The organism is Brucella sp. IR073 (genome assembly GCF_049065735.1).
GTDB lineage: Bacteria > Pseudomonadota > Alphaproteobacteria > Rhizobiales > Rhizobiaceae > Paramesorhizobium.
This window is the reverse complement of sequence record NZ_JBAKHD010000003.1, coordinates 448,897-468,091: the sequence shown is the minus strand read 5'-3', so window position 1 is coordinate 468,091 and position 19,195 is coordinate 448,897. Positions and strand designations below refer to the sequence as shown.

Here is a 19,195-nt window from a genome sequence, read left to right as displayed (position 1 = left end):
AGCTCTCTAAGTTGTTGGTAAAAGCAAACTGGCGGAGAGGGAGGGATTCGAACCCCCGATAGAGTTGCCCCTATGCCGCATTTCGAGTGCGGTGCTTTCAACCACTCAGCCACCTCTCCGCGTAAGGCGAACTTGTTGGGGAAGCGTTGTTCCCTGCGTCCGCCGATGTGCACGCGATTGCTTGAGTGCGCGGTGGGCTAGATAGCGGCTTGGCTTGCGATATACAAGAGCAAATTGGCGGAAGTTCCATGGAAATTTCTTGACTTGGCTATCCTTTCGATCCATAAGCCCAGGCGGCTTTAGGCGTGGAGAAGTTTGCGCCCATGGTTTGAGTGCGGGTTGGCGTGTTCTTTTCCGGGAAACGGCGGCCTTTTCCATATAATCTGTCACGACTGACAAAAAGACGGCCCATGCGGATTTCCGTGTGAGAGCCGGACCGAACGACAAGGAAAAAAGATGTTCGCAGTCATCAAGACGGGTGGCAAGCAGTATCGCGTTGCCGCCAACGACCTCCTGAAGGTCGAGAAGGTTTCCGGCGAAGCCGGTGATGTCGTCGAATTCGGCGAAGTGCTCATGGTCGGCGAAGGCGCTTCGGCCACGATCGGCGCGCCGCTCGTCGAAGGCGCCCTGGTGACGGCTGAGGTCGTCGAGCAGGGCCGTGGCCCCAAGGTCATCGCCTTCAAGAAGCGTCGCCGCCAGAATTCGAAGCGTACGCGCGGTCATCGCCAGGAGCTGACGACGATCCGCATCTCGGAAATCCTGACGGGCGGCGCAAAGCCTTCGAAGAAGGCCGCCAAGAAGGAAGAGGGAACCGAGGCTCCGAAGGCCAAGGCAGCGCCGAAGAAGGCCGCAGCCAAGACCGAGGCAGCCGAATAGGTTCTTGAATTAGCCGCATGATTGTGGCCGGAACATTCGAATGTTCCGGGATCATGTTCTAGAGTTTTAGCGGCATGGATATTACCTGAAAGTCCGCAACTTTCGGGAATCATGCCAGAGTTTGAAGGAGAACACCGATGGCACATAAGAAAGCTGGCGGTTCGTCGCGCAACGGTCGCGATTCAGAGTCCAAGCGCCTTGGCGTGAAGAAGTTCGGTGGCGAGCGCGTTCTCGCCGGCAACATCCTCGTGCGTCAACGCGGCACCAAGTGGCATGCCGGCGAGAATGTCGGCATCGGCAAGGATCACACGCTGTTCGCGCTGACGCATGGCGCCGTATCCTACCGCACGAAAGCCAACGGACGTACCTTCGTATCGGTCAACCCGATTACGGAGGCAGCGGAGTAAGCCGGTCGCACTCCACTCCCAAGCACCGGCGTCCCATCGGACCCGGTGTTTTGGCAGCCAAGCCGAGAGATCAAAAAGGGAAGATGGGACGCCCCCACCTTCCCTTTTTCGCATCTGGAGGAATGAGAAATGGTTGCCGAAATCTTAGAGGACGACGAAGAAAGCTCGAGGCGGATCGATTGTCCCGTCCTCGTCACCGAACGGCTGGTGCTGCGCCCGCCGCATGAAGAGGACGTGGATGCAATTGCCGATCTCGCCAGCAATGTCCGCGTCGCCGAAATGCTTGCCCGCATGCCGCATCCCTACACGCGCGCCCATGCGGTGGATTTCGTCAATCGCGCCAAGGCTGGCGGGATCGGCAAATGCGTCTATGCCATTACGCAGGCGGAAACCGGCATCTTCATGGGCTGCTGCGGCATCCATGACTATAAGCATGGCGAGGGGCTGGAAATCGGCTACTGGCTGGGCGAGCCTTATTGGGGCCGGGGCTATGCCACCGAAGCCTCCCATGCGCTGATCGACCTTGCTTTCCGCGCTACGGATATCGAGCGGCTGCATGTCTCCTGCCGGGTGACCAATACCGGCTCGCGCCGGGTCATCCACAAGAGCGGCTTCCAATATGCCGGGACCGGCATGATGGATTCGCTGGCCGCCGGCAATGTGCCGATCGAACGCTATACGCTCGACCGGCGGACATGGGTAGGGCTGAGGAGCTGGCACAGATGATCGGCTCCATTGCACGCGATACGATCATTGTGCGGGCGCTCGGCATGGGCGACCTTCACCGCTATCGCGCCATCCGGCTCAGCGCGCTGCAACGCGCGCCGATGGCTTTCGGCTCGACCTTCGAGGAGGAGAACGCCTATTCGGACGCTGTCTTCGCGCGGCGTCTGGAGCAGGTGGACGGCAATGTGATTTTCGGCGCGTTCGATGGCGAGAACCTTCTCGGCATCGCCGCGCACCACCGGCGTGAGCGCAGGACCGAGCGCCATCGCGGCACGCTGGTCAGCGTCTATGTCGTGCCGGAAGCGCGCGGGCTCGAACTTGGCAAGGCGCTGGTGCAGCAAATCATCGACCACGCGGCGAAGCATGTCGTGGTGCTGGAAGCCAAGGTGGTCGCGACGAATGAACCTGCAAAACGGGTCTATCATACGCTAGGGTTCAAGACCTATGGGGTGGAGCGGAAATCGCTTTATGTGCAGGGGCAATATCTCGATCAGGACCTGATCCAGATCGATTTCACCGATCCGGAGTGGAAGGGCGCAAGGGAGTAAGTTTCCGGTAACATACTCGCCCACTCACTTATTCCCTTACTCCCTTCTTTCCTGTAAGCCGTCTCAAAACAATAAGGTTGCACCGCAATGAAATTTCTCGATCAGGCAAAGATCTACGTCCGCTCCGGCGATGGCGGGGCGGGGGCGGTGTCTTTCCGCCGTGAGAAGTTTCTCGAGTTCGGCGGCCCGGATGGCGGGGATGGCGGGCGCGGCGGCGATGTCTGGGTGGAGGTGGTCGACGGGCTCAACACGCTGATCGATTATCGCTACCAGCAGCATTTCAAGGCCAAGACCGGCATGCATGGCATGGGCCGCAACATGACCGGGGCCAAGGGCGCGGATGTGGTGCTGAAAGTGCCCGTGGGGACGCAGGTATTCGAGGAAGACAATGAGACGCTGATTTGCGACATGACCGAGGTCGGCCAGCGCTTCCGCATCGCCAAGGGCGGCAATGGCGGCTTCGGCAATCTGCATTTCACCACTTCGACCAACCGCGCGCCGCGCCGGGCGAATCCCGGCCTGCCGGGTGAGGAGCGCACGATCTGGCTGCGGCTGAAGCTTATCGCCGATGCCGGGCTTGTGGGGCTTCCCAATGCGGGCAAATCAACATTTCTGGCAAGCGTGACGGCGGCGAAGCCAAAGATCGCGGATTATCCCTTCACGACGCTCCATCCCAATCTGGGCGTGGCGCGGATCGACAGGCGCGAATTCGTCATTGCCGATATTCCCGGCCTCATCGAAGGCGCGCATGAGGGCGTCGGCATCGGCGACCGCTTCCTCGGCCATGTCGAGCGCAACCGGGTGCTCCTGCACCTAGTCTCGGCACAGGAGGAGGATGTCGGTAAAGCGTACCAGACGGTACGGGGCGAGCTGGAGGCTTATGGCCATGGGCTTCCCGACAAGATCGAGATCGTCGCGCTGTCGCAGATCGATACGCTGGATAGCGATGCGCGGAAGAAAAAGGCGGCGGCGTTGAAGAAGGCCTGCGGGCAGACGCCGCTGCTTCTCTCGGCTGTCAGCCGCGAGGGACTGGAGCAGGCGCTGCGCGCGCTCGCCTCTGTTATCGAGGAGGCGCGGCAGGCGGAAGCGGGCAATAGCGCCGCGGCAACAGAGGAATAGGGCAGGCGGCCATGGAACGGCAGGCGCTGAAGCAATATCGCCGGATTGTGGTGAAGATCGGCTCGGCGCTGCTGGTCGACCGCGCCACGGGCTTGAAGCGCGAATGGCTGGAGAGCCTCGGGCAGGACATCGCGGCCCTCAGCGCTGCGGGCGTTGAGGTGCTGGTGGTATCGTCCGGGGCCATCGCGCTCGGACGCACCATCCTTGCCATGCCGAAGGGGGCGCTGAAGCTGGAGGAAAGCCAAGCTGCCGCCGCCGTCGGTCAGATCGCGCTGGCGCGGGCCTATACGGATGTGCTGGAGCGACATAACCTCCGCGCCGGGCAGATCCTGTTGACGCTGGCGGATACTGAGGAGCGGCGGCGTTATCTCAATGCCCGCGCCACCATCGAGACGCTGGTGAAGCTCGGCTCTGTGCCTGTCATCAACGAAAACGACACGGTTGCGACGTCGGAAATCCGCTATGGCGACAATGACCGGCTCGCGGCGCGGGTCGCCACCATGGTGGGGGCCGACCTCCTCATCCTTCTCTCCGATATCGACGGTCTTTATACCGCGCCGCCGCATCTCAACCCAAACGTGCAATTCCTCCCGGTGGTGGAGGCGATTACGCCTGACATCGAGGCGATGGCGGGGGCGGCGGCCTCGGAATTGTCGCGCGGCGGCATGAAGACCAAGCTCGACGCGGGCAAGATCGCCAATGCGGCGGGCACGGCGATGATCATTACCTCGGGCACGCGGATGGGGCCGCTCTCGGCCATCGACCGAGGCGAGCGGGCGACCTTGTTCAAGGCGAGCACGCATCCGGTCAGCGCGTGGAAGACGTGGATATCTGGCAATCTCGAACCGGCAGGCCGGCTTGTCGTCGACGATGGCGCGCTTGCGGCGCTGCGGTCAGGCAAGTCGCTGCTTCCCGCCGGGGTGCGTGAAGTCGAGGGCAATTTCCAGCGCGGCGATACGGTGGCCGTCATGAGCCTCGATGGGCGCGAAGTGGCGCGTGGGCTCGTCGCCTATGACGCGGCTGACGCCATCAGGATCGCGGGCCACAAGAGCAATGAGATCGCGGCGATTCTGGGATATGATGCGCGCGCGGCGATGATCCATCGCAACGATATGGTGGTGCGCGGCACGGCGATGCGTGAAGAGATGCGCGTGGAGGGATGACGATGCTGACGAAGGCGGACGGAGAAGCGGATATTGCAGGCCTGATGGCGGAGATCGGCGCTAAGGCACGGGCCGCTGCTGCGCCACTTGCCATCGCGTCGGCGGAGCGCAAGCATGCGGCGCTCATCGCCATGGCGGATGCTTTGATGCGCTGCGAGGTCAAGCTGCTTTCGGCGAATGCCCTCGATATCGCCAATGGCGAGGAAGCGGGGCTTTCCGCCGCCATGCTCGACCGGCTGAAACTCACCCGCGACCGGATCCGCGCCATGGCCGATGGGGTGCGGGCGATTGCGGAACTGAAGGACCCGGTGGGCGATATCATCGCGGAATGGGATCGCCCGAACGGCCTCCATATCGAGCGGGTGCGCACGCCGCTCGGCGTCGTCGGTGTCATCTATGAGAGCCGCCCGAATGTGACCGCCGATGCCGGGGCGCTCTGCCTCAAAGCCGGCAATGCGGTGATCCTGCGCGGCGGTTCAGACTCGGCGCAATCGACGGCGGTGATCCATGCGGCGCTACTCGAAGGCTTGAAGGCGGCGGGGCTGCCGGAAGACGCCATCCAGATCGTGCCGACCACGGACCGCGCAGCGGTGGGCGAGATGCTGAAGGGCCTCAGCGGCAATATTGACGTCATCATACCGCGCGGCGGCAAAAGCCTTGTGGGGCGGGTTCAGTCGGAAGCGCGGGTGCCGGTGTTCGCGCATCTTGAAGGGCTGTGCCATCTCTATATCGATGCCACCGCCGATCTTGCCATGGCGCGAAGCATTGCCGTCAACGCCAAGATGCGGCGCACCGGTATTTGCGGCGCAGCGGAAACGCTGCTGGTGGACCGCGCGGTGGCTTCAACGCATCTCGTGCCTGTCCTTGACGATCTGCGCTCGGCGAGCTGCGAAATCCGCGGCAGCGAGGAGGTGTGCGTGCTTTACCCGCAAGCAAGGCCGGCAAGCGAGCAGGATTGGTCGACCGAATATCTGGACGCGATTATCTCCGTGGCGCTGGTCGATGGGGTTGGCGGAGCGATCGAGCACATCAATCGCTATTCCTCGCACCACACCGAGGCCATCGTGGCGGAAGACGCCCAAGCCGTTGAGCGCTTCTTCAACGAGATCGACTCGGCCATTCTCCTGCACAATGCCTCGACGCAGTTCGCCGATGGCGGGGAGTTCGGCATGGGCGCGGAGATTGGCATCGCCACGGGCAAGATGCATGCGCGCGGGCCTGTCGGCGTCGAGCAGCTCACCTCGTTCAAATACCGCGTGCGCGGCAATGGCCAGACAAGACCGTGAGCGATCAAACGGCTGGCCTCGACGCGCCCTATCTCAGAATGCCGCATGTCGAGAAGGGCATGGCGGTGGGCCTTTTCGGCGGCTCGTTCAACCCGCCCCATGCCGGCCATGCGCTGGTGGCGGAAATCGCGCTGCGGCAGCTCGGGCTCGACCAGCTCTGGTGGATCGTGACGCCGGGCAATCCGTTGAAGGACAGGAGCGAGCTTGCGCCGCTTCGAACCCGCGTGGCCGAAAGCCGCAAGATTGCCCGCGATCCGCGCATCAAGGTGACGGCGTTCGAGGCGACATATAATGTGCGCTATACCGCCGACACGCTTGCTCTCATCAAGGCGCGCAATCCGGGCGTTCATTTCGTCTGGATCATGGGAGCGGATAACCTCGTCACCTTCCACCGCTGGCAGCGCTGGCAGCAGATTGCCACAACCTTTCCCATCGCGGTCATCGACCGGCCCGGTTCGACGCTTTCCTATCTCTCTTCGCGGCTTGCCAAGACCTTTTCCCATGCGCGTATCGACGAGGACGACGCGCTGCTGCTTCCTTATCTTCGCCCGCCCGTATGGACCTTCATTCACGGGCCGCGTTCGTCGCTATCGTCAACTGCGATTCGTAATGGCCATGCGAAGCAGGGAACAAATAAGGGATAAGTAACATTGCAGGGAGGCAGGTCTTGAAACTGTCATGAGACTCTGCCTATCTTGGGTGTGTAGGGTCCTTGTTTGGGATCCTTCCTCGTTGTTCTTGTTGGAAAGGAAAGACACTGAGAACAGCAATCTTAAAGAAGGACAATTTTGCTCCTTCAACAGCTGGGGTCAGCGGGCTTCACTCCGTAACCCATGCTCTCGAAATGGTCCTCGCCAGTCTCGAAGACTCCAAGGCGGAGGCGATCGTTCCCATCGATATCAGAGGAAAGTCGGCGCTCGGCGATTACATGGTGGTCGCGTCGGGCCGCTCGCACCGTCATGTGACGGCGGTGGCCGATCAGCTCCTGCGCACCCTGAAAGATGCCGGCTACGGCAATGCCAGGGTCGAGGGGTTGACGAATGGCGACTGGGTCCTGATCGATACCGGCGATATCATCATCCATCTCTTCCGTCCGGAAATGCGCGAGTTCTATAACATCGAAAAGATGTGGCTCGCGCCTGACCTCGACGAGGAGTTTGAGACGGGAACCTTTCACTGATATCAAGCCGGCTTGTCGGCTGAAATCAGAGGAAGAGGGAAGGTCATGCGCATCGCCGTTTTTGCCGTGGGCCGGATGAAGGCCGGCCCCGAGCGGGAATTGGCCGACCGTTATTTCGACCGCTTTTCCAAGGCGGGGCCGCCGTTGGGACTGGAATTCTCCGGCGTGTCGGAAATCGCTGAAAGCCGCGCCGCGACGGCTGACTTACGCAAGCAAGAGGAAGCGGCGCGATTGTTCGAGGCGCTGGATGGCGGGGCAGGGCTTATCCTGCTCGACGAACGCGGCAAGGCGCTGGGCTCGGAAGATTTCGCCGGTCGTCTCGGCCGCTTTCGCGACGACGGGAAGCGGCAATTGATCCTCGCCATCGGCGGGCCGGATGGGCACGATCCGCGCCTGCGCGAAAGGGCCGATCTGATCCTGAGCCTAAGCGCCATGACCTGGCCGCACCAGATCGCGCGGATATTGATCGCCGAGCAGCTTTACCGCGCCGCGACGATATTGGCAGGGCATCCTTATCACCGGGTTTGAGCCGTTCTTGTTTGACGGAGTTGCTTCGGGCGGTTGATGTTTGATAGAAGTGCCCAGCATACCGCTCATCCTCTCTGCCGCGCCAAGCACCCCCCTAACCGTCCGCTACGCTTCCCTATGCACCTCCGTCCGCGTCGTCGAACAAATCGTCCGGCAGGCCACGATGGCGCAGGAGGCCGAACGGGCGCTTTTCGCTATTGGCTGGACCGATACGGGCATAAATTTGCGCGCCGCGCATAATGAGGATTTCCTCACCCCGATTGGCGCGGTCAAGGATTTCGGTGAAATTCTTGCGGGCTTCGCTGATTTTGTAGACGGTCTGGGGCATAGCGGCCTCCGGGACAGTTCGAATGTAGCGCAACGATAGTATGGAGAGAGGCGGGGATACAATCGGCTTGTACAGATCGCAGCCGATAACGGCAGGAACATTTTTCTCCCACATTCCGCATTATGGTTGATGCTTCCTTAACGAAACAGGGCATAATGTCGGCACTGCTTCACCGCATGATCCTATCCGAAAAGTCCGCAGCTTTCGGAGGCATGCGACCAATCATGACCATCGGGCCGCGCTTCACGGGCGGCGAATTCGTATATGTGCCAGAAGTCCAGCGTATCGAGGACCGCTTCGGGAGGATGCCGCGCTTTGAGAAAAGGCGTGGGGCTTCTCATGTTCCTGTGCGCCGGGTTGGGGGCAGGGTTGGCTTCGTCCGGAGCGCAGGAGACGCCGCTGGAGGCGCGGCGGGCTGAGACCGGCAGCGAGCTGGAAAAGGTCACGAGCGAAATCACCCTCAGTCAGGAAAAGCTCGCCAAGCTCGACGCGGAAATCGCGGCGCTCAAAAAGGATCAGACGACGATATCGGCCGCCCTGATCCAGTCGGCCAAGACCGAGAAAAAGCTGGCCAAAGACATCGCGGACATCGACGAAAGGCTCACCTCGCTCAAGGAGCAGGAGGACGGAATCAGGCTGTCGCTCCGGGCGCGGCGCGGCGTGCTGGCGGAGGTGCTTGCGGCGCTGCAGCGCATGGGCCTCAATCCGCCGCCTGCCATCCTCGTGCGGCCGGACGATGCGCTTGCCTCGGTACGCAGCGCGGTGCTGCTCGGCGCGGTGGTGCCGGAGATGCGCCAGCAGACCGAAGAGCTGATGGACGATCTCAAGGATATGAGCCGCGTCACCGCCTCGATTGCTGAGGAGCAGCAGCGGCTTTCCGGAACGCGCCAGGCGCAGGTCGAGGAGCAGAAGCGGCTTTCCCTGCTGCTGGAGGAAAAGAAGAAGCTGCATTCCCAATCGGAAGAGCAGCTTGCCGCCGAGCGCGCCCATGCCGAAGAGCTGTCGCGGAAGGCGACGAGCCTCAAGGAACTGATCGCCGGGCTTGACAGCCAGATGCAGGCGGTGCGGCAGGCGGCAGAGGCCGCGCGAGCAGCGGAAGAAAGGCGGCTTGCGGAGGGGCAGGAGCGGGCGGAAACGCAAGATCCCGACGCGCTTCGCCTGACGGCGCAGGCGGATTTCGGCACGCTGCGCGGACAACTGATCCAGCCGGCGTCGGGGCGTCTGGTGAGGCGTTTCGGTGACAGGGACGACATATCAGGCACAAGCATGGGAGAAATGCTGGAGACCGCCGCGAACGCCACGATTACGTCACCTTCCGATGGCGTGGTGCTCTATGCCGGTCCATTCCGCTCCTATGGTCAACTCTTGATCCTGGACGCCGGTGGTGGATATCATATCGTTCTGGCGGGAATGAAGAGAATCGACGTCAGCCAAGGTCAGTTCGTGTTGGCGGGCGAGCCGGTCGGGGCGATGGGGGAGAGGCTTTTGGCGAGTGCTGCTTCCATGGGTGGGGACAATGGCGCACCCATGCTCTACATAGAATTCAGGAAAGATGGAAAACCAGTCGATCCCGCCCCCTGGTGGACGGTGCGGCTTTCTGGAAGGACCCAAAATGATACGTAAACTATCGCTTCTCTTCGCTGGCGCCCTTCTGGGAGCCTCGGCGATGGTTGTGGTGCAGGGGGCCCCGGCCTCATCGGCCAGCAATGCGGCTGCCGGCAGCGATACTTATAAACAGCTTGCGATCTTCGGCGATATTTTCGAGCGCGTGCGTGCCCAATATGTCACACCGCCGGAAGACAAGAAGCTGATCGAAAATGCGATCAACGGCATGTTGACCTCGCTCGATCCGCATTCGTCCTACCTGAACCCCGAGGCCGCGCAGGACATGCGCGTGCAGACCAAGGGAGAGTTCGGCGGCCTCGGCATCGAGGTGACGATGGACAACGACCTCGTCAAGGTGATCTCGCCGATGGACGACACGCCAGCCTCCAAGGCGGGCGTAATGGCAGGCGATCTCATCACCCAGATCGACGGGACCGAGGTGCGCGGCATGACCCTCAACGACGCCGTCGACAAGATGCGCGGCGCGGTCAATACGCCGATCGAACTGACGATCATGCGCAAGGGCGTCGACAAGCCGATCAAGCTCAAGATCGTTCGCGACATCGTCAAGGTACGCGCCGTGCGCTATAAGGTGGAGGGCGATATCGGCTATCTCAGGGTCATCTCCTTCACCGAGCAGACCTATGACGATCTGCAGAAGGCGATCAAGGACATTCAGTCCAAGGTTCCCAACGACAAGCTCAAGGGTTATGTGCTCGACCTGCGGCTCAATCCGGGCGGCCTGCTCGATCAGGCGGTGGCGGTTTCCGACGCCTTCCTCGACAAGGGGGAGATCGTCTCGACCCGCGGCCGCGATCCGCAGGATGTGACGCGCTTCGACGCGCGGGTGGGCGATCTCACCAATGGCAAGCCGCTGATCGTCATGGTCAATGGCGGCTCGGCCAGCGCCTCGGAAATCGTCGCGGGCGCCTTGCAGGATCACCGCCGCGCCACGGTGCTGGGCACGCAGTCCTTCGGCAAGGGCTCGGTGCAAACGATCATTCCGCTGGGTGAAAACGGCTCGCTGCGGCTGACTACGGCGCTCTATTACACGCCGTCGGGCAAGTCGATCCAGGGCAAGGGCATCACGCCCGACATCGTCGTGGAGCAGCCGCTGCCCGAGGAGTTCAAGGACCAGAACGTCACGCGTGGCGAGTCGGAGCTGAAGGGCCATATCAAGGGCGCCGAAGAGGACGACAAGGGCTCCGGTTCCGCGGCCTACGTGCCGCCCGATCCGAAGGACGACGTCCAGCTCAACCAGGCCTTCAAGCTGCTGCGCGGCGAAATGGCCAACGCAGCCTTCCCGCCCGACCCGAACAAGGGCGTGCCGAACTGATGGTCCATGTCGGACATTCATAGCCCGCTGGGGCAGGACAAAAAAAAGCGCAAGCGCGGGGACAGCCGTCCTCGCGCTTATTCATGGATGATGCCTGCTGTCGCCGTGATCGGCATTGCGGGCATCGCGGGCTATCTGGCGATGAGCAATGGCGCGGTGTTCCGCAATCCAGCGCCCCCGCCGCCGCAGGAAAAAGCGGCCGCGTCGAATGTCATCGCGGCGGGCAGGCCGCAATTGCCGCCGCTGCGGCAGGGCGACGGCCCGGCGATCATCAGAGTGACGCCGGACATGCCGGCCAATATCTCCGTCACCGATCCCACAAAAATCGGGCAGAATCTCCGCATTGCTCATCTCCCCGATCCTGAACTCATCGAGCAGACCGAAACCGGCCCGCTGCCGGTGCGCGGGCCGGATGGGCGGCGTCCGCTCGATGTTTATGCGCGGGAATGGTCGGGCGCGCGGGGCGCGCGGGTTGCCATCGTCATCGGCGGGCTCGGCCTGTCGCAGACCGGCACGCAGAATGCCATCCGTCAATTGCCCGAGGAGGTGACGCTGGCCTTCGCGCCGCAGGGCAACAGCCTCACGCGCTGGATGCAGACGGCACGCCAGCGCGGCCATGAAATCCTGATGCAGGTGCCGCTGGAGCCGTTCGATTATCCGCGCGTCGATCCAGGGCGTCATACGCTGACGGTGGATGGCGGAGCGGAGAAGAATATCGGCGACCTGCATTGGACGCTGTCGCGCATCACCAATTACACCGGTGTCATGAACTATATGGGCGCGCGGTTCACGGCGGACCCGGCGGCGCTGACGCCGGTGGTGCAGGAAATCGGCCGGCGCGGGCTGCTTTATCTCGACGATGGCACGTCGGCGCGCAGCCAGGCGGAGCGGATCGCGCTGGAGCAGGCGGCGCCCTTCGCTGCCGCCGACCTGTTGCTCGACGCGGTGCAGGAGAGGGGCGATATCCTGAAAAAACTGGACGAATTGGAGCGAACCGCCCGCGCCAAGGGCACGGCCATCGCCACCGGCTCGGCTTTTCCGGTCACGGTCGAGGCCGTGTCGGTCTGGGCGAACGAGGCGAAGACTCGTGGTATCGAGATCGTGCCGGTTTCCGCGCTTGTCCGTGACCCGGAAAGGGAATAGGGCTTTCCATGCCTTTTTTAACCGTCATTCTCGGCCATCAGGCGGGGAATGGCAGTGGAGAGGCTTTGCGTTCAGGTGAGATTGAGGGGAGATCGACATGAGTGAGACCAAGGCTGCCGTGGACCCCGAGACGCTGCCTTACCGGCCTTGTGTTGGCATCATGGTGCTGAACCGCGAGGGCCTCGTCTGGGCCGGGCGGCGCATCGTCGTTCCCGATGGCGAGATGGAAGGGGCGTCGCAGCTCTGGCAGATGCCGCAGGGCGGGATCGACGAGGGTGAGGACGCCGAAGCCGCGGCACGGCGCGAGCTTTACGAGGAAACCGGCATCCGCTCGGTGTCGCTGCTGGCCGAAGCGCCGGACTGGATCCGCTACGACCTGCCGCCGCATCTCGTCGGCGTGGCGCTCAAGGGCAAATATCGCGGCCAGAAGCAGAAATGGTTCGCCTACCGCTTCGAAGGCGACACAAGCGAAATCGCCATTAACCCGCCGCCGGACGGCCATGCCGCCGAGTTCGACGATTGGGCATGGAAGCCGATGGAGGAACTGCCGTCGCTCATCGTGCCGTTCAAGCGGGCGTTGTATGAGCAGATAGTGGGGGCGTTCCGGCATTTGGCGGGGTAGCGTTTCGAACGGAGAGGTCGCGGGACAAGGGGGGCGCGCCGCTGAGTAATTACTCCGCAAGCCCCCAAATCCGCTTGGCATTTCCCGAATAAAGCTTCTTCCGCTCCTCCTCGCTCACCCCGGCAAACAGCGCGTGCGTCGCGGCTACCCATGTCGATAGCCCGCCGCCCAGCGTGCAGACGGGCCAGTCGCTGCCCCAGACGACGCGGTCCCAGCCGAAGCAATCGACCACATGGTCGACATAGGGCGCGAGCGTGGCGACGTCCCAGACTTCCGCATCGGCATAGGCGATGACGCCGGAAATCTTGGCGGTGACGTTGGGGCGCCGGGCAATATCGGCGATGTGTTCCCGCCACGGGTGTTCCTCGCCAGCTGCGATGGCCGGGACGCCGCAATGGTCGAGGATGAATTGCGTGCCGGGCGCGAGGTCGGCCAAAGCGATCGCGCGGGGGATCTGGTGCGGCAGGACGCAGAGATCGAAGGTGAGGCCGCTTCCGTCGAGGCGCTTGACGTTCTCGCGAAAGAGAGCGGATTCGGAGAGATCATCCGGCATGACGTGAAGAACGCGGCGGAATCCCTTGATGAAGGGGTCGGCCTTGCAGCGCTCGAGAAAAGCGGGAAAGTCCGGCTCTTCCGGGCGGCAGGAGGAAATTGCTCCGGCGATAAGGCTGCCGGATTGCGAGGCGAGGCCACGAATATAATCGGTTTCGGCCGCCATCGCGTCAGGCGCGACGTCCACCTCCATATGGAGCGCGGCGGTGATGCCCACTCGCTTCGCCTCCGTCGCATATTGGGAATAGAGAAAATCCTTATCGAGCGCCGGGACGCCAGCAAGCCATGGATAGGCCAGCGCCTGCCGGTCGATGATGTGCAGATGTGTGTCGATGAACATTAGCGCTCCTCCCAGAGCTTATTCCGGCCGCCATTCTTGGGCTTGTCCCGAAAATGACGCGCATGTCTTCTACCCCAGCTTCGCCCCCGCCAGTTCCGACAGCGCCCTGGTGGCTTTCACCAGCAATTCCGTGGTCTGGCTGATGTCAGGTGCGCCCGGCGCGTTGACGAGGGTGACATAGGGCACCGTCAGCGCGGCGATGGCGTGGCCGTCGGGGGCGAGAATGGGGGCGGAGAGATTATAGACCCCGGCGATCTGCGCGCTGGTCATGATCTCATAGCCGCGCTCACGAATGGCATCGAGGCGGGCGTCGAAATCGGCGGGCTGGATGGTTTCGTCGGCGCGGCGCTCATATTCCGATATCATCATCAGCCGCTCCTCCTCCGAACGGAAGGCGAGCAGCACATGGCCGGAACCGGTGTTGAAAAGGCCGATATGCGAGCCGACGCGCACCGAAATGCCCCAATAATCGGGTGCTTCCTGCTGAGCGATGACCACAGCTGCGCCACGGTCGAACACCACGAGCTGATTGGCTTGGCGCGTCTTCATGGCCAGATCGCGCATGATGGGCGTGGCGTAAGAGGCAAGGCGGCGCACCGGCGCATGAAGCTGGGCGAGGCCGAAGAGTTTCAGCGTCAGCGAGAAACGGTCGCCGTCGAGCCGGGTGACATAGCCGCGCCGCACCAGCCGGTCGAGCATGCGGTAGAACTCGTTCGGGCTGCGGCCAAGCTCCTTGGCGATCTCCGCCTGCGTCAGACCGCCATCGATGCCGGCGAGCAGCTCCAGAATGTCCAGCCCCTTGTCGAGCGCCGGCGCACGATAGCGTTCGCTGTCCTCGTCGTCGGACATATTCCTCTCCTATAAATTTCTTCACTCATATACGAACAGCGATATGCCCGAAAAGCAAAATGATCGCTTGACGGGGCATAAATTAAGTGTTTGCATATGAATGAAGCGCTCATCAATGAGCGTTCCGGGCGTCGGGAGGCGATGGCCTGTTATTTTGTGCAAAGTCCGTACGGAAGACCGCTTCGCACTTTTCCGGGACTTGGCTTGGGAGGAAGTCATGAAGGCATTGCTTACTGCCGTTTCCACGGCAGCGCTCATCATTGCCGCGGGAGCCGCAGGGGCGCAGAATCTGCCCGGCAAGTTCGAAGGCGTTACCATCGACGCCAAGCTGATCGGTGGCCAGCAATATGAGGCGCTCTACCAGCGCATCGGCGAATGGGAAAAGCTGACCGGCGCCAAGGTCAATATTCTCTCCAAGAAGAACCATTTCGAGCTCGACAAGGAAATCAAGTCGGATATCGCGGCGGGCAGCGTCAACTGGTGCGTGGGGTCGAACCACTCATCCTTCGCGCCGCAATATCCGGGTCTTTATACCGACCTGACAAAATATATTCCGAAGGAAGAGATCGACGCTTTCGTGCCGTCCACCATCAAGGCGGCGACGCTGGATGGCAAGCTTGTGATGCTGCCGCGCGCGCAGTTCGATGTTTCGGCGCTCTATTACCAGAAGAGCCTCTATCAGGACGAGGCGAAGAAGAAGGCATACAAGGAGAAATATGGCGAGGACCTCCTGCCACCCGATACGTGGGACGAAGTGGCGCGTCAGGCCGAATTCTTCGCCAATCCGCCCACCTTCTACGGCACGCAGTTCGCCGGCAAGGAAGAGGCGATCAATGGCCGCTTCTATGAAATGCTGGTCGCCGATGGCGGCGAATATCTGGACAAGGACGGCAAGCCTGCCTTCAATTCAGAAGCCGGCGTCAAGGCGCTCGACTGGTTCGTCAATCTCTACAAGGCCAAGGCCGTACCGGCGGGTACGACCAACTATCTCTGGGACGATCTCGGGCAGGGTTTTGCCTCAGGTTCCATCGCGCTCAATCTTGACTGGCCGGGCTGGGCGGGCTTCTTCAACGATCCGAAGACTTCCAAGGTGGCAGGCAATGTCGCCGTCAAGGTGCAGCCGAAGGGTTCGTCCGGCAAGCGTACCGGCTGGTCCGGCTTCCATGGCTTCTCGGTGACCGAAAACTGCGCCAACAAGGACGCGGCTGCTTCGCTGGTCTGGTGGCTAACCAATGAGGACAGCCAGAAGCTCGAATCCTCCGCCGGTCCGCTGCCGACCCGCACTGCGGTGTGGGCGTGGGATATCGAGCAGGCCAAGGGCGATGCCTATCGCACGGAAGTGCTGCAGACCTTCCAGGAAGCGGCGAAATACGCCTTCCCCGTGCCACCGACGGCCGAGTGGATCGAGATTTCCAACGCGGTCTATCCGGAGCTGCAGGCGGCGATCCTTGGGGACAAGACGTCGAAGCAGGCGCTGGATGATGCGGCGAAGAAGGCCACGCAGATATTGGAGGATGCGGGGAAGCTGTAGCGCGCTCCTCTTTCCCCTCCCCTTGCGAGGGGTTAGGGGTGGGGGTGGTGACGTTTCGCCACTGCCTCCAGCAAAAGCACCTTCTTCACCACCCCCATCCGCCCGCTAACGCGGGCACCTTCCCCGCAAGGGGGAAGGCGGGCGCGAACCTTTATGCCGCATGCCGATCAGGAGCAGGGCTTATCAATGAAACTCAAACTCCCCGCCCCCATCCTGCTGCTTCTCCCCGCGATCATCGTGCTCGTCGCGGTCATCCTTCTCCCGCTGCTTCTGTCCTTTTACTCCAGCTTCACGCCGTTCCGTCTCACGAGACCCGACACGCTGTGGACCTTCATCGGCCTGCGCAATTACATCAATGTCCTCAGCAATTGGGATTTCTGGGTCGCATTCGGGCGCACCATTTTGCTGCTCACCATCGCGCTGAATGCTGAAATGTTCCTGGGGCTGGGATTGGCGATGCTCGTCAACAAGGCGACACATGGGCAGCGGGTCCTGCGCACGCTGATGATGTTTCCGATGATGTTTTCGCCAGTCCTCGTCGGCTTCCAGTTCAAATTCATGTTCAACGACAATATCGGCCTCGTCAACAATGCGCTGCAAGCGCTGGGGCTGACCGATCAGGCGATCCCCTGGCTGATCAATGGCAATCTGGCGCTGTTTTCGATCATCGTCGCCGAGGTCTGGTCTTCCACCTCCGTCTTCGCGATCCTGATCCTCGCCGGGCTCCTCGCCATGCCGCAGGAGCCGGTGGAGGCGGCGCGGGTGGATGGGTGCACGCCCTGGCAGACTTTCCGCTATGTCACTTGGCCGTTTGTCATGCCCTTCGCCTTCATCGCCATGACGATCCGCTCTCTCGATGTCGCCCGCGCCTATGACATCGTCAAGATCATGACCGATGGCGGGCCGGCGGGGCGGACGGAGCTGCTTTGGACGCTGGTGGGCCGGACGGCCTATAGTGATGCGCGCATGGGGGTGGCCAATGCCATGGCCTATGTATCGATCCTCACCTCCATCCTTTTCACCGTCTATTTCTTCAGAAAACTGGCCGCCGCGCGCCAGCAGATCGGAGCGGAGTGGTAAGATGGCCGACCAGAACGCTGCCCATCGCATCAAGCGCCGCGTCCTCAAGGCCGCGCATCTGATCGGCCTTTTCCTGGCGATGACGGTCATCTGCCTGCCGGGTTTGTGGATCGTGCTGAATTCGCTGCGCCCGACCGTCGAGATCATGGCGAAACCGCCGGTGTGGATACCGACGCAATTGTCGCTCGATGCCTATCGCGCGATGTTCGGCGGCATCGGCGCGGGCGGCGTGCCGGTGTGGGATTATTTCCGCAACTCGATCATCGTGTCGATTACCTCCACGGTGATCGCGCTCGCCATCGGCATGGCGGGGGGCTATGCCTTCGCCCGCTTCCGCTTCAAGGGAAAGTCGGCGATTTTCCTTGGCTTCATGCTGACGCGTGCCGTGCCGGGTATCGCCCTGTCGCTGCCGCTCTTCATGATCTATGCGCGGCTTGGCATCATCGACACGCATTTCGGGCTGATTCTCACCTATGTGGCGCTGAATGTGCCCTTCACGATCTGGCTGATCGACGGGTTCTTCCGGCAGGTGCCGCGTGATCTCGCCGAAGCGGCGCAAATCGATGGCTGCACCCGCTGGCAGGCATTCTGGCAGGTGGAGTTTCCTCTGGCCGGGCCCGGCATCGCGTCGGCGGGTATCTTCGCCTTCCTCACCTCATGGAATGAATATGCGCTCGCCTCGCAGCTGACCCGCTCGGTCAATTCCAAGACGCTGCCGGTCGGGCTTCTCGATTATACCGCCGAGTTCACCATCGACTGGCGCGGCATGTGCGCGCTTGCCGTCGTCATGATCGTGCCGGCGCTGATCCTCACCTTCATCATCCAGAAACATCTGGTCTCCGGCCTCACCTTCGGCGCGGTAAAGGGGTAACGCTTTCATGGCTACTGTTTCGCTGAAAAAACTCGTCAAACGCTATGGCACGGTCGAAGTGGTGCATGGCATCGACCTCGATGTGAAGGATCGCGAATTCGTGGCGCTGGTCGGCCCTTCGGGCTGCGGGAAATCGACGACGCTGCGCATGATCGCGGGGCTGGAGGATATCAGCGACGGGGCGCTGGAGATCGGCGGGAAGGTAGTCAACGACCTGCCGCCCCGGGCGCGCAACATCTCCATGGTGTTCCAGTCCTATGCGCTTTATCCGCATATGACGGTGCGCGAGAATATGGGCTTCTCGCTGAAAATCGCCAAGCGGTCGCAGAAGGAGATCGACGAGCGGGTCGAGGCAGCGGCGGATATTCTGGAGCTGAAGCCGCTTTTGGAGCGCCGCCCGTCGCAGCTTTCGGGCGGTCAGCGCCAGCGCGTCGCCATGGGCCGCGCCATCGTGCGCCAGCCGGAAGTGTTCCTGTTCGACGAGCCGCTGTCGAACCTCGACGCCAAGCTCAGGACGCAGATGCGCACCGAGATCAAGAAGCTGCACGCCAAGGTGCAATCGACCATCATTTATGTGACGCATGACCAGGTGGAGGCGATGACGCTCTCCGACCGCATCGTCATCATGCGCGACGGCTATATCGAGCAGGTCGGCACGCCGGACGAGGTGTTCCGCTTTCCCGCCACGCGCTTTGTCGCCGGTTTCATCGGCTCGCCGCCGATGAATTTGGAGGAGGCGGTGGTGGATGACGGCAGGCTGGTGTTCGCTTCGGGCGAGAGCCTGCCGCTGCCGGTGCAGTTCCGTGAGCGCGTAACGGCCGGGCAAAAGGTGGTGTTCGGCCTCAGGCCCGATGATTTCTACCCGACCGGGCATGGTCTTGCGTCCGGCGAGGCGACGCAGATTCATCAGGTCGATCTTCCGGTTTCGATCACGGAGCCGCTCGGCAACGAGACGCTGGTGTCGGTGGGCTTCAACGGGCGCGACTGGGTGTCACGCATGCTCAACCCGAAGCCGCTCGCGCCGGGAGAAAAGGTGACGATGAGCCTCGACCTGTCGCAGGCGCATCTCTTCTCCGCCGAAACCGGCCGGACGCTGCGGGGCTGA

20 protein-coding genes, 1 tRNA gene and 1 pseudogene are annotated in these 19,195 nt (G+C 62.1%); 18 read left to right on the top strand and 4 right to left on the bottom strand.

The window, feature by feature from the left end; genetic code table 11:
• Positions 1-29 precede the first annotated feature (29 nt).
• Positions 30-119 (bottom strand) — tRNA-Ser (locus ACOWVG_RS08965).
• A gap of 337 nt (positions 120-456) precedes the next feature.
• Between ACOWVG_RS08965 and rplU the strand changes: the two genes are divergently transcribed.
• From rplU to rlmH, 10 genes are all read left to right on the top strand, one after another.
• Positions 457-876 (top strand): 50S ribosomal protein L21, encoded by a 420-nt coding sequence (rplU, locus tag ACOWVG_RS08960; RefSeq protein WP_420961541.1) that lies wholly within the window; start codon positions 457-459, stop codon positions 874-876.
• 137 nt (positions 877-1,013) lie between these two features.
• Positions 1,014-1,283 (top strand): 50S ribosomal protein L27, encoded by a 270-nt coding sequence (gene rpmA, locus ACOWVG_RS08955; RefSeq protein WP_420961540.1) that lies wholly within the window; start codon positions 1,014-1,016, stop codon positions 1,281-1,283.
• A 129-nt stretch (positions 1,284-1,412) separates the two neighbouring features.
• Positions 1,413-2,009: a GNAT family N-acetyltransferase gene (locus ACOWVG_RS08950; protein WP_420961539.1), complete on the top strand. Its 597-nt coding sequence runs from the start codon at positions 1,413-1,415 to the stop codon at positions 2,007-2,009.
• Positions 2,006-2,557 (top strand): GNAT family N-acetyltransferase, encoded by a 552-nt coding sequence (locus tag ACOWVG_RS08945; protein ID WP_420961537.1) that lies wholly within the window; start codon positions 2,006-2,008, stop codon positions 2,555-2,557. Before ACOWVG_RS08950 ends, ACOWVG_RS08945 begins: the two co-directional genes overlap by 4 nt.
• 87 nt (positions 2,558-2,644) lie before the next feature.
• A complete protein-coding gene (gene obgE, locus ACOWVG_RS08940) occupies positions 2,645-3,676 on the top strand; it encodes a GTPase ObgE (protein ID WP_420961536.1) in 1,032 nt (343 codons plus the stop codon).
• Between the two features lie 11 nt (positions 3,677-3,687).
• Positions 3,688-4,839, top strand: coding sequence for a glutamate 5-kinase (proB, locus tag ACOWVG_RS08935; protein ID WP_420961534.1), 1,152 nt, complete (start codon positions 3,688-3,690; stop codon positions 4,837-4,839).
• Positions 4,840-4,841: 2 nt separating this feature from the next.
• Positions 4,842-6,125 carry a glutamate-5-semialdehyde dehydrogenase gene (locus ACOWVG_RS08930; RefSeq protein ID WP_420961533.1) on the top strand — a complete coding sequence of 428 codons (1,284 nt, stop codon included), beginning with the start codon at positions 4,842-4,844 and terminating at the stop codon, positions 6,123-6,125.
• Between the two features lie 38 nt (positions 6,126-6,163).
• Positions 6,164-6,769 (top strand): nicotinate-nucleotide adenylyltransferase, encoded by a 606-nt coding sequence (locus ACOWVG_RS08925; RefSeq protein WP_420961676.1) that lies wholly within the window; start codon positions 6,164-6,166, stop codon positions 6,767-6,769.
• Positions 6,770-6,969: 200 nt separating this feature from the next.
• A complete protein-coding gene (rsfS, locus tag ACOWVG_RS08920; RefSeq protein ID WP_420961532.1) occupies positions 6,970-7,305 on the top strand; it encodes a ribosome silencing factor in 336 nt (111 codons plus the stop codon).
• A 45-nt stretch (positions 7,306-7,350) separates the two neighbouring features.
• Positions 7,351-7,833, top strand: coding sequence for a 23S rRNA (pseudouridine(1915)-N(3))-methyltransferase RlmH (gene rlmH, locus ACOWVG_RS08915; protein WP_420961531.1), 483 nt, complete (start codon positions 7,351-7,353; stop codon positions 7,831-7,833).
• 127 nt (positions 7,834-7,960) lie between these two features.
• On the opposite strand, the pseudogene ACOWVG_RS08910 reads toward rlmH, so the two are convergent.
• A pseudogene (locus ACOWVG_RS08910) lies at positions 7,961-8,161 on the bottom strand (type II toxin-antitoxin system Phd/YefM family antitoxin); the annotation flags it as partial.
• Between the two features lie 264 nt (positions 8,162-8,425).
• Between ACOWVG_RS08910 and ACOWVG_RS08905 the strand changes: the two are divergent.
• The 4 genes from ACOWVG_RS08905 (at position 8,426) to ACOWVG_RS08890 (ending at position 12,867) form a co-directional block, all read left to right on the top strand.
• A complete protein-coding gene (locus tag ACOWVG_RS08905) occupies positions 8,426-9,784 on the top strand; it encodes a murein hydrolase activator EnvC family protein (RefSeq protein WP_420961530.1) in 1,359 nt (452 codons plus the stop codon).
• Complete coding sequence (locus ACOWVG_RS08900) at positions 9,774-11,102, top strand: S41 family peptidase (protein ID WP_420961528.1); 1,329 nt, start codon at positions 9,774-9,776, stop codon at positions 11,100-11,102. Before ACOWVG_RS08905 ends, ACOWVG_RS08900 begins: the two co-directional genes overlap by 11 nt.
• A gap of 6 nt (positions 11,103-11,108) precedes the next feature.
• On the top strand, positions 11,109-12,245 hold the full coding sequence (locus ACOWVG_RS08895; RefSeq protein ID WP_420961526.1) for a divergent polysaccharide deacetylase family protein: 1,137 nt from the start codon (positions 11,109-11,111) through the stop codon (positions 12,243-12,245).
• Positions 12,246-12,342: 97 nt separating this feature from the next.
• A complete protein-coding gene (locus ACOWVG_RS08890; protein ID WP_420961525.1) occupies positions 12,343-12,867 on the top strand; it encodes an RNA pyrophosphohydrolase in 525 nt (174 codons plus the stop codon).
• Between the two features lie 49 nt (positions 12,868-12,916).
• Here the strand turns inward: ACOWVG_RS08890 and ACOWVG_RS08885 are convergent, their stop codons facing one another.
• Positions 12,917-13,759, bottom strand: coding sequence for an amidohydrolase family protein (locus ACOWVG_RS08885; RefSeq protein WP_420961523.1), 843 nt, complete (start codon positions 13,757-13,759; stop codon positions 12,917-12,919).
• A gap of 69 nt (positions 13,760-13,828) precedes the next feature.
• On the bottom strand, positions 13,829-14,608 hold the full coding sequence (locus ACOWVG_RS08880) for an IclR family transcriptional regulator (RefSeq protein ID WP_420961522.1): 780 nt from the start codon (positions 14,606-14,608) through the stop codon (positions 13,829-13,831).
• A gap of 217 nt (positions 14,609-14,825) precedes the next feature.
• Here ACOWVG_RS08880 and ACOWVG_RS08875 point away from each other — a divergent pair, with 217 nt between their 5' ends.
• From ACOWVG_RS08875 to ACOWVG_RS08860, 4 genes are all read left to right on the top strand, one after another.
• Positions 14,826-16,139 carry an ABC transporter substrate-binding protein gene (locus tag ACOWVG_RS08875; protein ID WP_420961521.1) on the top strand — a complete coding sequence of 438 codons (1,314 nt, stop codon included), beginning with the start codon at positions 14,826-14,828 and terminating at the stop codon, positions 16,137-16,139.
• A gap of 186 nt (positions 16,140-16,325) precedes the next feature.
• Complete coding sequence (locus ACOWVG_RS08870) at positions 16,326-17,219, top strand: carbohydrate ABC transporter permease (RefSeq protein ID WP_420961520.1); 894 nt, start codon at positions 16,326-16,328, stop codon at positions 17,217-17,219.
• 1 nt (position 17,220) lies between these two features.
• Positions 17,221-18,090 carry a carbohydrate ABC transporter permease gene (locus ACOWVG_RS08865; protein WP_420961519.1) on the top strand — a complete coding sequence of 290 codons (870 nt, stop codon included), beginning with the start codon at positions 17,221-17,223 and terminating at the stop codon, positions 18,088-18,090.
• A 7-nt stretch (positions 18,091-18,097) separates the two neighbouring features.
• The gene (locus ACOWVG_RS08860; RefSeq protein WP_420961517.1) at positions 18,098-19,195 is read left to right on the top strand and encodes an ABC transporter ATP-binding protein; all 1,098 of its coding nucleotides are present in this window, start codon (positions 18,098-18,100) and stop codon (positions 19,193-19,195) included.